Source organism: Clostridium beijerinckii HUN142 (assembly GCF_000621745.1).
Taxonomy (GTDB): domain Bacteria; phylum Bacillota; class Clostridia; order Clostridiales; family Clostridiaceae; genus Clostridium; species Clostridium beijerinckii_A.
Genome location: NZ_KK211335.1, coordinates 349,738 through 365,074, shown reverse-complemented (window position 1 = coordinate 365,074; position 15,337 = coordinate 349,738). Strand labels below are relative to the sequence as shown.

General features: G+C 29.8%; 11 protein-coding genes and 1 pseudogene. All 12 read right to left on the bottom strand.

Annotation, left to right across the window (positions count from 1 at the left end; genetic code table 11):
- Positions 1 to 23: 23 nt before the first annotated feature.
- Positions 24 to 1,478, bottom strand: coding sequence for an O-antigen ligase family protein (locus T483_RS0119845; RefSeq protein WP_026888393.1), 1,455 nt, complete (start codon positions 1,476 to 1,478; stop codon positions 24 to 26).
- A 410-nt stretch (positions 1,479 to 1,888) separates the two neighbouring features.
- Positions 1,889 to 4,867 (bottom strand): vWA domain-containing protein, encoded by a 2,979-nt coding sequence (locus T483_RS30255; RefSeq protein WP_196244901.1) that lies wholly within the window; start codon positions 4,865 to 4,867, stop codon positions 1,889 to 1,891.
- Between the two features lie 214 nt (positions 4,868 to 5,081).
- Entirely contained in the window at positions 5,082 to 5,705 is a 624-nt protein-coding gene (locus tag T483_RS0119835) for a type II secretion system protein (protein WP_026888392.1), read from the bottom strand.
- Positions 5,706 to 5,720: 15 nt separating this feature from the next.
- Complete coding sequence (locus T483_RS0119830) at positions 5,721 to 8,150, bottom strand: hypothetical protein (protein ID WP_026888391.1); 2,430 nt, start codon at positions 8,148 to 8,150, stop codon at positions 5,721 to 5,723.
- A gap of 16 nt (positions 8,151 to 8,166) precedes the next feature.
- Positions 8,167 to 8,550 carry a hypothetical protein gene (locus tag T483_RS0119825; protein WP_026888390.1) on the bottom strand — a complete coding sequence of 128 codons (384 nt, stop codon included), beginning with the start codon at positions 8,548 to 8,550 and terminating at the stop codon, positions 8,167 to 8,169.
- 18 nt (positions 8,551 to 8,568) lie between these two features.
- A pseudogene (locus T483_RS32675) lies at positions 8,569 to 8,652 on the bottom strand (type IV pilin protein); the annotation flags it as partial.
- 10 nt (positions 8,653 to 8,662) lie between these two features.
- Positions 8,663 to 9,919: a hypothetical protein gene (locus tag T483_RS0119820; RefSeq protein ID WP_026888389.1), complete on the bottom strand. Its 1,257-nt coding sequence runs from the start codon at positions 9,917 to 9,919 to the stop codon at positions 8,663 to 8,665.
- A 1-nt stretch (position 9,920) separates the two neighbouring features.
- A complete protein-coding gene (locus T483_RS0119815; RefSeq protein WP_026888388.1) occupies positions 9,921 to 10,478 on the bottom strand; it encodes a PilN domain-containing protein in 558 nt (185 codons plus the stop codon).
- 12 nt (positions 10,479 to 10,490) lie between these two features.
- Entirely contained in the window at positions 10,491 to 11,693 is a 1,203-nt protein-coding gene (gene pilM, locus T483_RS0119810) for a pilus assembly protein PilM (RefSeq protein WP_051560473.1), read from the bottom strand.
- 199 nt (positions 11,694 to 11,892) lie between these two features.
- Positions 11,893 to 12,297, bottom strand: a complete 405-nt coding sequence (locus T483_RS32515) for a prepilin-type N-terminal cleavage/methylation domain-containing protein (protein ID WP_026888386.1) — start codon at positions 12,295 to 12,297, stop codon at positions 11,893 to 11,895.
- Positions 12,298 to 12,373: 76 nt separating this feature from the next.
- Positions 12,374 to 13,576 (bottom strand): type II secretion system F family protein, encoded by a 1,203-nt coding sequence (locus T483_RS0119800; RefSeq protein ID WP_026888385.1) that lies wholly within the window; start codon positions 13,574 to 13,576, stop codon positions 12,374 to 12,376.
- Positions 13,577 to 13,636: 60 nt separating this feature from the next.
- Entirely contained in the window at positions 13,637 to 15,334 is a 1,698-nt protein-coding gene (locus T483_RS0119795) for a GspE/PulE family protein (protein WP_026888384.1), read from the bottom strand.
- Between the last annotated feature and the right edge of the window lie 3 nt (positions 15,335 to 15,337).

The window sequence follows — 15,337 nt, the reverse complement described above, 5'->3', positions numbered from 1 at the left end:
CATTATTATTTAGTAAAGGGAAATTAAGATTTTATTAAAAATAAATTCTCGGATTCTCTTGAATAACTAGAGAAACTTTTTAAAAGCAGTTTTTGTCTTCCGCTTGAAATTCCTAATATCATAAAGAAAAATGGACTTGTATAATACATTGTATTACCAAACATTGATGATGTTAAATAAGCAATTACTATGCATAATATACATATATCTAGCCTCAAAAATTGTTTCCTTTTCTTTATAAAAAACATAAAATAAGTTGCTAGTGCTGCAATATATAAAAGTGCAGCTGGAATACCTAGACTTGCAGCAAATTGAATAATTTCGTTATGTGCACGATCTGTATTAACATTAACTTTAGCATATTGCTCACCAAGATTGTCTGCTCCATAACCAAATAAAGGTCTTTCAGAAATGAATCTAACTCCATTTACCCAAAGAATCCATCTACCCGTTCCCGCTTTATTAGCATCTGGAGATTTCTCTGCTATTTTAAATATATCTCCGCCTAATGTCCAAAAATCTTTGTAAGTATGACTATTTGAAATGTTCATACCTAGCGTAATAGCTATAAAAACGCTTGCTACTATTACTACTCGCTTTAAAATTTTTCTGTCTAACAGAATTGAGTAAATAATACTAAAAATTAATCCTACTATAACAGCAATGTAAGGTCCAAAGGATCCATTCTTGATTAAAACAGCTGTAATAACAGAAAATATTATGATTCTAAAAATCAACTTTTGAGTTGACTTTTTCTCTGTAATAAATAGCAAAGATGCACTCATTATAGACATACACAAATAATATGCATAATGATTAAACTGAGAAAAGATAGACGAATCAGAGGTTAATCCCAATGCATTATTTAACTCTTTAGAATCAACAAGGGTTAGTAATGATAATACCACTGCACATAAAGTAAAGAATTCGAAAATAATCTTTATTAATCGTCTATTTCTTACTACATATCCACAACAAAAAATTCCGCAGTAAGTGAAATATGTAATGACACCTTCTTTTCTATACAGCGTACCATTAAGCGAGATATCAATATTATCTGAATTCAAACATGATATAATACTCCAAATAAGCATCATAAATAAAAGTAGATAAAACAGGTTACTTTTAATATAGTTCTGTAAAGATACCTTCTCTACTTTTGCTTGTAAAATACTTTTTGAAAAAGTGATAACTCCTAATATACAGCCTAGAAAACCAATTGTTTGAAGTATTTCATACCAATATATTGAAGAAGGATACTGTTTAAATATTAAAAACGATTTATCCATGTCTTTTATCGTAAAATTATAGAATAGTACCGCTATTGGTGATATAGTCCATATAATGAGTAACAAAACTGCCACCTTTTCAATTAACTCTTCTGGGATATAATCAATAAGTTCACTAATTTTAGTCATTTCATGTATATCATTATAAACATACTTTATCCTTTTTTCTAATTTAGTTAATAGTTCCAATTTCATGCCTCCTTTGTATTTGATATTATTTAAATAAATTTGTGTATCTTAATATAATAATCCTAATTCACTATTAATATCTATATTTCAATCAAATTGCTACGTTTTATTTCAGCCTTATCTATTGCTTAACTTGCCAAAGTGATAAATATAAATTTATTATTAAAGCATGAATAATTTAACGCTTTAATATTCATTAAACATTAATGTCAGTTATTGTTGTAGATGTTCTGGTAATTGTATTATATGCAGCATACAATGCAAAAAAATACAAACTCCACAAAACCTGAATTTAGTGAAGTTTGTGTGCAAGCTACGTACTATTTGCATTTTGTAAAGTAAACAGATCCTAAACCTTTTTATCAAATGTTAAACTTTTCCCAACTCATAATTCCATCATTTCCAAGTATCTAAAATAGATCTGGTAAATCACTCCCTACTGTTATTGTAGCATTCGTATCAGGTATACCAGGCCCCTTTAGAACATTTGTATACTTAGTATCTGTATTTGCATTTTTTGATAATACTTCGGTGTATAATATCAATATCTTTGCACCTGATTCTGGAAGATCTAATGGAGTATACGTATATATGCCATTCTCAATTGAACTCGTGTATCCAGTATCAACTGGTTCACCATTTACTATCTTTAAAACTTTAATTTTAGACGAATCTATAACTGGCTTTGCATTTGGATCATTACCGTAATCAAATTTAAGTGTAATTGTATTATTATTCATGGCTCCATCAATATATGCACCAAAAGTAACTGCTGATCCTTTCGGAAAAGGACCTCGTGGATCTTCTATATTAGGAACTTTTGTATCTTCTGCGATACCTTTATAAACCCCGTGCTTTACTTCTCCACTTTTAACTGTAATCATTGGAACTGAGATATTCTTATCAATTCCACCAGTAATACCTGTATACGTAATAGTGTGTAGATTTCCAAATAAAAGGCTCGTACCTCCTGGTTTAAATTTAAAGATTATATCATTTATAGGATCTGCAATGTATTGATTTGTATTTTTATCATAATTATATACTACCTTCGGAACTTTTACCCTATATTTACTATTTCCAATAGATTCAAGTCCTTGTATATCTTTAAAATTTTCTCCCATCTCAAAGTTCAAGTATACATCATCAAATACATAACTTTGTCTGTCTCCAATATCTATTATTTTTTTTGCTATATTGCTCATTATAGAATTTGCAATATCATTGTTATTATCTGTACCTGGACTAATAAAGTAATTCCCACCACTTGCCGAAGAAGAAGCGCTGACTTCTCCAGCTAAATCTTTGTGAACATCATATAGAAATGTCTGCGGATTCTGACTACTATTTTGCGTGCCTATTGCAAGGCTTATTATAATATAGCCCTTTTCTTTTAGTGCTTGTATATCATTTGGTGTATATGTCACTGGCCCAGATGAAATTAAAAGAATATATTTATTTACTTTCCCTGTATCCTCGCTCAAAACACCATCTGCCTTTTGCAGAGCTAATCCAATATTTCTATCTGTAGACTCTGAAGATTTCAAATTTTTTACTACATAATCGTTTATAGCTGTTGTATCAGTTTTCAAATTCGTTGTATCATAATTTGAATCAGGTCTAAAATTTTGGTATTTGGTTGGGTCACAAATAGTTGCCACAGAGTTAAACGTAATAATTGAATATTTAGTATGAGTATTCTTTAACTGAACATTATTTAATAAATCATTAAAGGAACCATTTATAAATTGCCCAATTTTATCTTTCATTCCAACAGATGTATCAAACAACATTACCACATCCTTAGGCAATAGCTGCCTTGAGTCATCCTTATATTGAAAGCTATTCGCCTTAATTTCATAAGTTACCGTAACATCTTGTCCTAAACTTACTATTGGATTTTTTTCTTTTAAATTTGCTTCAATATTAGGTAATTTATTATCGACTACCTTAATACTACAGTTAGGCATCGCAGTACTGAATGTTCCATTATTCCAAGGAAATGATATATATGAGTCTTTAAATATATTGGAATAATCCCCGGATTTTGAAGCCTTGATCTTAAAAGTAAATGTATAAGGTTCTGCATGATACCTTATCGTGCTCGCAGTACTATTTGCATCATCCTTTTTATAATTAATATCAGGAATTGAAACTGTTTGACCTCCAAGCGCTAAACCAAAAGTGTCTAACATTCTACTAGTAAGTATTCCTCCCTTGATATCATAGTTATTTATTATTTGTGTAGCTATATTTTGAAATACGGTGTCTATCGCTCCAACGTCTGTAGCAAAAAATGTATTTGCTTTCCCCCCCATCGATTCATGAATTTCATTCATGTTTTTGTTTCCATCACTATTATGGCTTCCAAGTCCATAACCAATAGTATACACATTTTGCGCTATTCCTTTAAGCTTTCCGCCTATTTGTTTTGCATATTCTTTAGATCTTTCATTATTATTTTCATCGTTTTCGTTACCAAGCCCCCCCAGATATGGTTTTGCGTCACTACCAACTTGATTACCATCAATATCTAAATAATAATTATAATTATTACTATTATTTCTATCAACAGAAAAATATGTTGGTATTCCATCAGACATCAGTACAATGCTTTTATTTGCATTCTTATCTCCTTGTTGTAATATATTTGCAGCTTGTCTTAATCCTTCTCCAGTGTTAGTTCCACCCAATGCCACCAAACTATCTATAATAGTACTTAATTCGGAGTCATTAGAATTTAACATCGTCTTATCTGAAAATTTATAATTTGTTATTTCAGCATCATTATATTTATCAACGCAATTGATATATGAATTCCCATAATTTCGGCCATTTGGATTAACGAATCCTCTACTTGAGAATGCTACTATTCCTATTTTCAAATTAGGCACGCCATTCATTGTTTTAATAAAATCTTTTGCTGCATTTTTTAATTGCGTTATTTTATTAGTAGTTGCAGTACTGTCATGTTCTCCCACTTTATGATGCTCAGCACAATAATCATCTGTCGTACCTTTAGTTTTACGCCATGCGCCATTTTTATATTGATAATATTCACCTGAATAATGTATTCGTTCATTAGAACATAATCCTATATCATCCATACTACCAGAAACATCGAGTACTAACACTATTTCCTTAGGCGGAACTGGAATTTCAAAATCTGTCGGTGTAATTCTTCCACTTACTGCAATATCTTCTCCTACTTCTGGCTCACTCGGATCAAAACTAATATTACTTATAGTAAACCCTGGTTTATCTGGAGTAGTTGCCATTGATCTTACATTATTAAAAAATATCATTGTAGATATTAAGCTGATTGCTAAAATAATACTTAAAAGCTTAAATCCTTTTTTCTTAATTAATTTGATTATTCTATTTTTCATATTTAAATAATTATGAGCAACTCGCATTATAAACTTCTCCTTCCAATTATTGCACATCATATATTTACAATAACAAGTTTTACAATCTACTAGTTATATCCTTTTATTAAATTATCTTTTTATGAAAATATAGTTTCTGCATTTCTCTAATTTAACCTATTGTTATTTTTATATATACAGCAAGAAGTAACAATTATTTTTATAAACGCAATTTCTATTTTCTCTTATTTCTAAAAGTAACCTTAACATTAATAGGATAATCAGGCACTTTACTAAAAGCTTTTTGGCTTCTTAATACAATATTAAATTTAATCGAAGATGCATCTGCAAAACTATCATTAGTATCTTCTGGCTCCACATTAAAACTAATTATATGCTTTGCGATCACTTTCTCTGATCTTGTCCCCGCTTCTGTTTCTGTTATCATATATAATGTGCCATTTTCGAATTTAATATCATATGTTAGCGGATTGCTTATCTTATATTCCCCACTATCATGATCAATGGCATATTCACTATCCTTACCATACCCTAGTATTTTTATTTCGTTTATATTTCTAGAACTTAAGCCAGAGTATTTTTGTTCTACATAAGCTTTATTGTCAGAATCACTATATGATGATCCTATTTTTACACCAGTTACATCTGCCGCTTGTATGCCGAGATTAGTTAATTCTTCTTGAACGTTTCTAGCCTCCATTTGCAGCGTCGCTCTAACATCTGCATCTGAAAACACCTTATTACCAGCTTGGAATATAGAATATAGAATTCCTAAAATAACACATGTTAATGCCATTACAATTACTACTTCTAATAGAGTAAAACCTGATTTTTTCATTTCTACATTCACATCCTACTTAATAAGTTTCCATAATTTTTTATCTAGATAATTAGATAAATCATAATCAACTGCCTCATTATAGTATTTTCCATCTTTAAATACTGATTGGAAAAGATCTGGATTCTGAGCTTGGACACTATTTACTATTTCATTATTTTTATTTATAGTAACTCCATCGCCTTCAATGCCCAAACTTCCATTTGTAACAATGCTACCATTAAATGTAATATCTTCTTCAATTGTTACATCTCCATTAGTTGCTATAACTGCATTTATTATTCCGTCTTTTGCCTCTATAGTTATTGGCATACTCGAATCACTAGGAATATCTATTGAATCTTCACCTGTAGATTTTTTAATTATTATTTTTCTACTATCTTTATTAAATATAGCTTTTTCTGTTTTTTTCTCTTGATCTTTCATCTTATAGTTGGCATCCATTATATTAGATAAGTCTATTAATTCAGATACGCTAGCTGCATTCTCTTCTCCATTAGCGTAATAGTTCTCTACTGATGTTTCTGATACTTCCTCTCCGAATTTATATACCTTTCCAGCAAACTTATTTCTCATCTTCCACACATCACCATTTACTGCTTCTAATCCCATACTATAATTAGGTTCTTTTACAAAGACATCATCACCTGATTTATAAACCAAGGCACCTACAGAGAAGACATTAGGTTGTCCAGTACTAGGATTGATTGGCCATTGTATTCCACCAGGATCTGCCTTTCTAGGATTAGCCCAATAATCTTTAAAATGTTTTGCTTTATTAAAAACATTATCTTCATCATCTTCATCTAAAACGTATAGCGGACTATCATACTTAAATTTTTCAGATGTGTTTGTAGGATTTGGAACAGAATACGCTATATAATTTCCTTTAACTGCCCCTGATTCTCCTGTTTGATAATTATCATCTGTGGCAATATGAGCTGTTCCCATAATATAAGCTGAATTATTTATAACTATTGAAGAATCACTTGATCCACCTTTATATCCATTAACAATAATGCTGCTAGAAGATTTTGATACATCACTAGGGTAATCTTGAGTTCCACTTTTCCCATTATTAATAATATTACGCTTTGATGAATCTAGATTTTTGTCATCATAATTAATATTTTTATCATTAATACCATAAAAATCATTCATGTTTATTTCTGAATCTTTTGCTTTTAATGTTAAATCATTATCTAAATAAACTTTACCTTTATCAGCAGAATTAATATGAAGCCAGGATCCTTGTGCAAATCCTAAATCCCCTTTTGCTACTTTTCCTAAATATATATTTCCTGCATATACATTTCCAGTTATATTCACCCCCGTATTATCTTCAACATTGAGGGTACCTCTGGTAATAACATCACCATTAAACGTAACATTACTACTCTCATTTATTTTAATTCTACCTAGGTATTTATCATAAGTTATTTCTCCAGTCCCTGCAGAATCGTCCTTTTCCCCTTGAACAAATATATCCCCATTAATATTTAAATTATCCGAATTTTCTAAGTTCATACACTTATTAACAATTAAGGGCTTATCAACTAAAACTTGATATCTCTTTATAGACTGCATATAATCTGGAACTTTTATTGTATAAGTCGCTTGAACCTGTCTTAAATTACTTCCTCCAAAATTTGAGGTTACTTTTACTATATATTCTTGCTTATCAAAAACCTTAATGGTTAATTTATAATCGCCTTGCAGTGGAATATCATGTGCTCCTTTCGAAATATTCTCGTCCCCACTACTATAAATAATTCCACTTTTATCTTCATTAGCAGCTACACTTGTAATTGGATGTTGATAATCATATACTAGTAACTCTGGATCCTGTCCATCATTCGTATTAAAAGTTACATGCTTGTACCTATCATTTTCTAATTCAGCATCGATATTTTTAACATATTTCTTTCCTACTATTGTTTTCGCTAACTCATCTGTATTATTTTCATTATCTATAATATTATTGTTTTGTATATATAAAAATAAATTAAATGATCTCTTAAATTCTTCATTTTTTAATAATTCTATATATTCATTATCTCTCATTATCTTTTCTCTATTTTTTCTCTTAAACTCATCTATAGTTTCTTCATCTGTTTTTTGACGATTTTTCCAATACTCTATATCTTCTTGTAATTTAGAATATTTTTCAGTGTTTGGATCAGAATTGTCGCCGTTTCCTTCTGTTAACCTAGTTACTTGATCATTGGCGTAAGCAACTGCTGAATTAAATGTACGCCCTACTATATTATAAGCAATATCTAACCCTGATTCGGCACTATATAAGCTTTCAACTCTCTTGCTCTCTATAACTCTAGCCTTATATCCACTAGCTGCCATTGATAAAGTCGCAGTCATAACTATTGTTACAAAAGTAAAAATTATAATTACAACTATTAAGGTAGATCCTTGCTTCTTCCTTTTCATTTAACCACCACCAATATTAATTAATCTTTATAATTTGGTTATATTTCTCATTAAATAATAAATTATTATTCGAGTCCGTTATGGTCACTGTAACATCATATAGGTATCCAATCTTAGAATCACTATTAAGACTCAGATCATTTTTAGATAAATTAACTAAAGCAATATACTTACAGTTACTGCTTGTATTCTTTCCATTTGAATCCAATAGTTGTTTTCCATTAAATACATTATCTGCATTTTTGTTCAGTACTAAACCTTCACTTAAACTAATTGCTGTATCAGAACTTTTAATATCTCCACTATTTGATACTTCTTTTATTCGCTCAATAATTTTATTTCCAGCATTTAATGCCACTTGTTTTTTTTCACTTTCCTTGGTAGTTTTTATTATTGCCATATAGGAACCATATACTCCTACAGAAAGAATTCCTATAACGGCAATACTTATTATTACTTCTACTAACGTAAATCCTTGTTTTTTTTTGGAATTCTTTTTTATAAGTCCTCACCTACTTCTGATTAACGCTTATATTACTTCCATCACCTTCAACCGTTACCCTTGGATCTGCCGAATCATCTCCACTTATGTCTACATTTAATAGCTTATCTGTCTTATTTACTATTTTCAATTTAAGCTCTGATTTATCATTTGAAGTAACTCTATTTTCACTTTGGATTTTTAAATCTATGTTTTGTGATGCAGGAACAAATTCTTCTCCTATTCCATCATAATTGGCTGGGAATGTTCCTTTTGATGTTTTATATTTGTAATAATACTTATCTCCATCTTGAGTCAATATCATTTCTACATTTTCTTGAGAATTACTGTCCCCATAAATATAAGTAGTTCTTAAACTATCATCAGCTTTACCTAGCATTACTGTTGGTAAGTCAGATGTCGAAGATTTAACCGACGCTATAAAATCACCAGTATCTTTATTAGCTTGTACATTACCATTCGCTGATCCTGTGCTAAATGGAACAGTTTTTCCGTAAGTATTATTTAACTTCCAGTCCAAATAGCTCTCTAACTCATCATCTATCTTTGGAATAGAATAAATTTCAATATTAATTGTTCCTTTTACTGAGTTCAAAGTATCTTCGTCTATTTTAATTGAATTCACTACCATTTTCTTTTCATTTTTTCCAATGGTATTTAACAGTTTATTTAATTCATCGTAGCTTCCTTCAAAATTCACTTCAAATTTAACATATTGTACCGTATTTTTCTTTTTATCTTTTGAATCACCTGAAGTATCATTATTAGAATTACTTGAACTTACATTATTCTTTGAATTTGATTTCTCACTTTTACTATTACTCTCTTTTTTGTCATCAGCAACATTGTTATATTGATCAACTATCCCTTGGATTGAACTTTTTTGTAATGTCTTATTATCCTTATCCTTAGCTTTTTCTACACCATCAGAAATTACTGGATTGAATTTAATTCCCCCATTTAATCCACTATCTTTCAATAGAGTATCTAATTCCAATATTATATGTTCTTCACTTATTGTTGGATAGAATGATAAAGATTCATCACTTATCTTAGCTTTTAATATTTTTAAATCACTTTTTTTGGATTCAATTGAATTTATTGTATTCTCAGCTTCAGTATATTTTTGCTCAATTTCATTCTGATTTTTCATTTTATCTTGTATAATGTTCATTTGATATGAGTATACAAATTGGTAGTATATAAAACCTATTATTATAATTCCTAGAATATATAACATTATCTTCTCTTTATTACTTATTCTCATACTATTCAACATCCTTTAACACGCATTTTACATCAAAAGAGTACTCTCCTTCTACCGCACCAGAATTATTTATTGAATTTACATATACATCCTGCATTATTGGTAATGAACTTAGATTATGCTTTAATTCTGCAACTGCGCTTCTATTGGTTGATACACCTTTTATATTCACTACGTTATCTGATATATCCAAATTTTTAAATGAAACTTCGCTTGGCACTGTTGAGCTTATATCCATTAGCAATGTATCTGATACATTATCTCTTGCCTTTACGGATACTGCAACATCAGCTATTGCGCTATCATACTGCTTTAGTATGCTTATTTGCTTGTTTATAGTTTCCGCTTCTTTTAATTGTGATTGTATTTCTGGAGCAGATAGCTTATCATTGTAATCTTTTATACTTCTGTTTAAAAGAATTATTTTGACAGTATTAACACCTAAAGTTCCAATTATTAAAAGCACTGCTACAATCATTGTTCCATATACATATAGCTTGGAATTTATCTTTTCCTTATTTTTTCCTTGATAAGGTTTAAAAAAATTTAAATCTTTCATCACTATCGCCTCCTAACTAAGTCTTATAACTGAACCTATAACATTTATAAAATCATCAATAGATTTACCATCATCACTTGACTTAAAGGCAATTTTGGAAATTCCATTTTTTCTTTTAGTTTTTATACCAAGCTTTGTAGTCATATATTCATCAATTCCCTTTAATTTAGAACTCCCACCAAAAATAATTATACTGCTTACTTCATCACCCATATTCTTATTCTTGTAAAACTGAATTATTTTCTCTATTTTTTCTATCCAATCATCTATAGTCTCTCTCACATATATATTAACTGGTTCAAAAGGTTCTTCTAAATCTATGTTCCTAACTTTAAAATTATCAACTTTATCAGAACTAACAAGATTCCTTTCTACTAGCATTTCGTCAAGGTCATTTCCTCCAGCCTTTATTATCCTAGTAAAATCTAAATTTCCATTTTTATATATATTAACATCGATAAAGCTTGCTCCCATATCAATGAAAGCCACTGAATCTTTTGAATTATATTCATATTCATTATTTTTATCTATGCAATTAATAAATTTATTTATCGCATTATAATTTACATCTAAAGCATATGGCTTTAAATTTAATTTTGTTATAAGATTATAATATCCTCTAGCTATTTTCTCCGGATACGCAATAACACGCACATTAATCTTTTTAGATAAATTTGTTTCTTCTTCATCTAAAATTGTTACTTGTAATATATAATCTTCTAAATTTATAGGAAGATATTGCTGAATTTCATATCTTACTACAGTGTCCATTTCCTCTTCTTCTACTTTAGGAATTAAAATTTCTCTATTTATAATTAATGTAGAATTATTAGTACAAATAGCATATTTTGCTTTTATTCCATTTTCCTTCATCACTTGTTCCAATCTAAGAAACAATTCCTCTGCTTTCTTTATTTCTCCATCTATAATTGCATCTTTCGGTGTCTTTAAAGTAATATATTTATCTACAGTTAGTTCATCTTTATAATACATACCTTCAACAATCTTTATCATAGAACTCCCCATATCAAAGGCAACAACTTTTCTTTTTTTTTGTGGGGCACTTATTTTATTCGCTTTTTTAAGATTTTTTGATAATTTATTTTTTAAAGTTCCTATATCTATATTTGCTAAATCTTTAAAGTTAATTAATTTTTTTCTTTCTTTAGAGTCTATCTCTTTGTTGTTTTTTTCCCATTTAGGATAATTCTTCATATTCACTTACTCCCTATACCCCTACTTTTAGTTTTTATAGACATTTCAATTTACAGCTAACTTTTCATAATACTTATTTGATAAGGATTTTTTATTTCACTAATATAATATATTTTTAATATTAAAGACTACGTGTAAGATTACTATTTCAAATCTTACACGTAATCAAATGTGTGTTTATAACAAAACTAAATAAATCCTATGAAACAGGATAAGCTCTAATTCCACCTGTTCCAGTTGTTGTTACAACAACACCAGTACCTTGGCTATAAGTAATAGTAAATGCTCCACCTGATGTACCTGTTTTTGGTTTAGGTAGAGTACCACCATCTATATATGGTGTAATTTTTGTTGTATCAACACTAGTAGCAGTTTCAGGGATATCACCATGCGCTATTGCATTGGATACTGCTGTTGCGATTATTTTAGCATTAGCCTGATCTGCAGCTACATCAGCATTATGCTTAGCTGCTCCAAATTTAGGTATTGCTATAGCTGCTAATATTGCAATTATTGCAATAACTATAATTAATTCAATTAATGTAAATCCTTTCTTTTTCTTTAATGATAATTCATTATTTTTTCTTTTTAATAATTGGTTCATTAAAAACCCCTCCTAATTTATTATATAATTTATGTTAATGCACGTTGAATAAAATATCATGCACTAAATGCTAATTTTAAATTTGATTGTAACTATCGAACATTGGTATCATTATTGATACTACCATAAACCCAATTATAAGCCCCATCACTACTATTAGAATCGGCTCCATAAGAGCAACAGACGTTTGAATTATCGATTCTAATTCTTCATCATAAAAATCTGCCGTTTTATTCAATATACCATCTAATGATCCGGTATCTTCTCCTATTTTAATCATCGAATATAACATTTCAGGAAAAATCCCACTTTCTCGCATTGATGAATATAAACTTTCTCCTCTAACCACTTTATCTCTTATTTTTAAAAGTGCAATTTCAGCGACTTTATTACCGGCAACTTCTGATACTATTTTTAAGGCTTCAACAAGTGATATCCCACTTGCTATTAATGTTGATAATGTTCGTGTAAATCTTGACACTATAATCATCTGATTGAGCTTTTTTAGTACTGGCAATTTCAGTTTAAGATCACTCGAAATAAGGACCCCCTGATCACTTTTTAAGAAAATATTAATTCCAAATGCACCTAATCCTATTATTATAATTATATAAATCCAGTATTCTTTAATTCCACTACTAAGTCCAAGCAAAAATCTAGTAGACCACGGTAAAACCGTTCCACTCTGCTCAAATATCTGAGTAAAAGTTGGCATTACGTAAGTCAATATAAACATTACAGCGCTAATTGAAACTAAGCCTAATATTATTGGATAAATTAATGCACTTTTTACTTTGTTATTTATCTTATTTTCTTTTTCGTAATGAGTTGCCATCCTAAGCATTATATCATCTAAATTACCACTAGCCTCTCCAGATGCCACTAATGATACTAAAAGATCTGGGAAAGCATCTTGATGTTTTTTCATAGCATCTGATAATACCTCACCTTTTTCAACATCATCATTAACTTCTTTTACTGCTTGTCTTAATTTGATATTTTCAATCTGAGCACTTAATATCTCCAAACAAGTTAAAATCGGTACCCCTGCATTTAACATTGTATAAAATTGTCTACAAAATACGGCTAAATCTTTAAGTTTTACTTTTTTATTAAAGTTTAGTGTTATGCTAGCACTTTCTGTTATTTCTTCTACCTTTAACGGATAGTATCCATTACCTGAAATAAAATCAATAACTTCATCTCTAGAATCAGCCTCATAGCTTCCTTCTATTTTTTCTCCATCAGCATTCATAGCTCTATATTTAAATTTCGCCATATAATCACCCCCTTTAAATTTTTCCATATGCTTTACTATATGATAATTATATTTACACTCTTATGAGTTATCACTTTCTAAACTTGCTACTGTTGAAAGTTCTTCTATAGTTGTAACACCTCCAATTACCAAATCTCTGCACTCACTTTCTAAAGTTTTCATACCACTTTCTATCGATATATCTCTTATTGCATCTGAGTTAGATCCTATATTAATAGCTTCTCTATGTTTTCTTGTTATTTCCATGATCTCGTAAATACCAACTCTTCCAGAATATCCGGTATTATTACAATATCCACAACCTGTACCTTTATATAGAGTTAAGGGGGTGTTTATATTTTTTTCTAACACTTCTTTCTCATATTCACTAGCCCCATACGCTTCCTTACAGTTGTTGCATATTTTTCTTACTAATCTTTGCGCAATAACTCCTACAACAGAGGTCGAAACCAGATATGGCTTAATTCCCATATCTACAAGTCTTATTATAGATGAGGGGGCATCATTCGTATGAAGTGTACTTAAAACCAAATGTCCTGTTATAGCCGCTCTAGTAGCTATTTCTGCAGTTTCCTCATCTCTAATTTCTCCAATCATGATAATATCTGGATCTTGCCTTAATATACTTCTAAGTCCATTTGCAAAAGTTAATCCTGCTTTTTCATTTACGCTTACTTGATTAATTCCATTCATTGTATATTCTACGGGATCTTCTACTGTGATTATGTTTACACTATTAGAGTTCAGTTCATTTAATATTGAGTACAAAGTTGTAGATTTACCACTTCCTGTAGGTCCTGTAACTAATATAATTCCATGAGGATTTCCTATTATTCTATTTAATCTATGAATATTTTCTTCACTCATTCCAAGTTGCTTCGTATTTAATACTCCTCCATTGGTATTTAAGATTCTTATTACGATTTTTTCTCCGTTAACTACTGGAAGTATAGATACTCTAAGATCCACTTGAGCTCCACCAACATCGAACATTATTCTTCCATCTTGAGGTATTCTTTTCTCTGCTATATTAAGTCCCGCAAGTATCTTTATTCTTGTAACTAAAGGTCCTAAACTTTCTATTCCAAGTGTATTAACTGTCTGAAGCTTTCCATCTATTCTATATCTTATTCTTATTTCATTTTCAAATGGTTCTATATGAATATCAGAAGTTTTCATTTCTACTGAATTTCTAAACAGGTAGTCCACCATTTTAACTACTGGTGCACTGTTGACTTCACTCATTTCATCTACAGCTTGTTTATTATTTTTTATTGTTTTATTACTTTCTTTTGCCAGTTGAATAGCCGCATTATTAACCTGTTGGCTACTATAATATATTCCTATAAATTTCTTTATATCAGCTTTCCTAGAAATAAATGACTCTATCTCAAATCCTGTAGATATTGCGACATCATCAATAGCAAATATATTTAGCGGATCTGCAAGGGCCACTTTAATCTTATTATTATCAAATCCAAATGGAATTAGTAAGTACTTATCACATAAATTTTGAGGAATCAATGTAATTGCCTTTCTATCAAAATTTATTGTATTTAAATCTACTTTTTTAATTCCTGTTTGTTGTTCTACGGCTTCTATTATATCTTCTTCAGTTATAATCTTACTATCAAGTAGGATTTCTCCTAGCTTCTTCCCTAGTGTCCTTTGAGACTTTAATGCTTCTTGCAATTGATATCCTGTAATTTTCCCCGCATTTACAAGAATGTTACCTAGCCTTCTTTTTTCAGTTGCCATTCT

Bases quoted from the DNA above. Each gene is read 5' to 3' on its own strand.
- T483_RS0119820 (WP_026888389.1), bottom strand. From the start codon at position 9,919: ATGAGAATAAGTAATAAAGAGAAGATAATGTTATATATTCTAGGAATT.
- T483_RS0119825 (WP_026888390.1), bottom strand. From the start codon at position 8,550: ATGGCAATAATAAAAACTACCAAGGAAAGTGAAAAAAAACAAGTGGCA.
- pilM (WP_051560473.1), bottom strand. From the start codon at position 11,693: ATGAAGAATTATCCTAAATGGGAAAAAAACAACAAAGAGATAGACTCT.
- T483_RS0119800 (WP_026888385.1), bottom strand. From the start codon at position 13,576: ATGGCGAAATTTAAATATAGAGCTATGAATGCTGATGGAGAAAAAATA.
- T483_RS0119795 (WP_026888384.1), bottom strand. From the start codon at position 15,334: ATGGCAACTGAAAAAAGAAGGCTAGGTAACATTCTTGTAAATGCGGGG.
- T483_RS30255 (WP_196244901.1), bottom strand. From the start codon at position 4,867: ATGAAAAATAGAATAATCAAATTAATTAAGAAAAAAGGATTTAAGCTT.
- T483_RS32515 (WP_026888386.1), bottom strand. From the start codon at position 12,297: ATGAACCAATTATTAAAAAGAAAAAATAATGAATTATCATTAAAGAAA.
- T483_RS0119815 (WP_026888388.1), bottom strand. From the start codon at position 10,478: ATGAAAGATTTAAATTTTTTTAAACCTTATCAAGGAAAAAATAAGGAA.
- T483_RS0119830 (WP_026888391.1), bottom strand. From the start codon at position 8,150: ATGAAAAGGAAGAAGCAAGGATCTACCTTAATAGTTGTAATTATAATT.
- T483_RS0119835 (WP_026888392.1), bottom strand. From the start codon at position 5,705: ATGAAAAAATCAGGTTTTACTCTATTAGAAGTAGTAATTGTAATGGCA.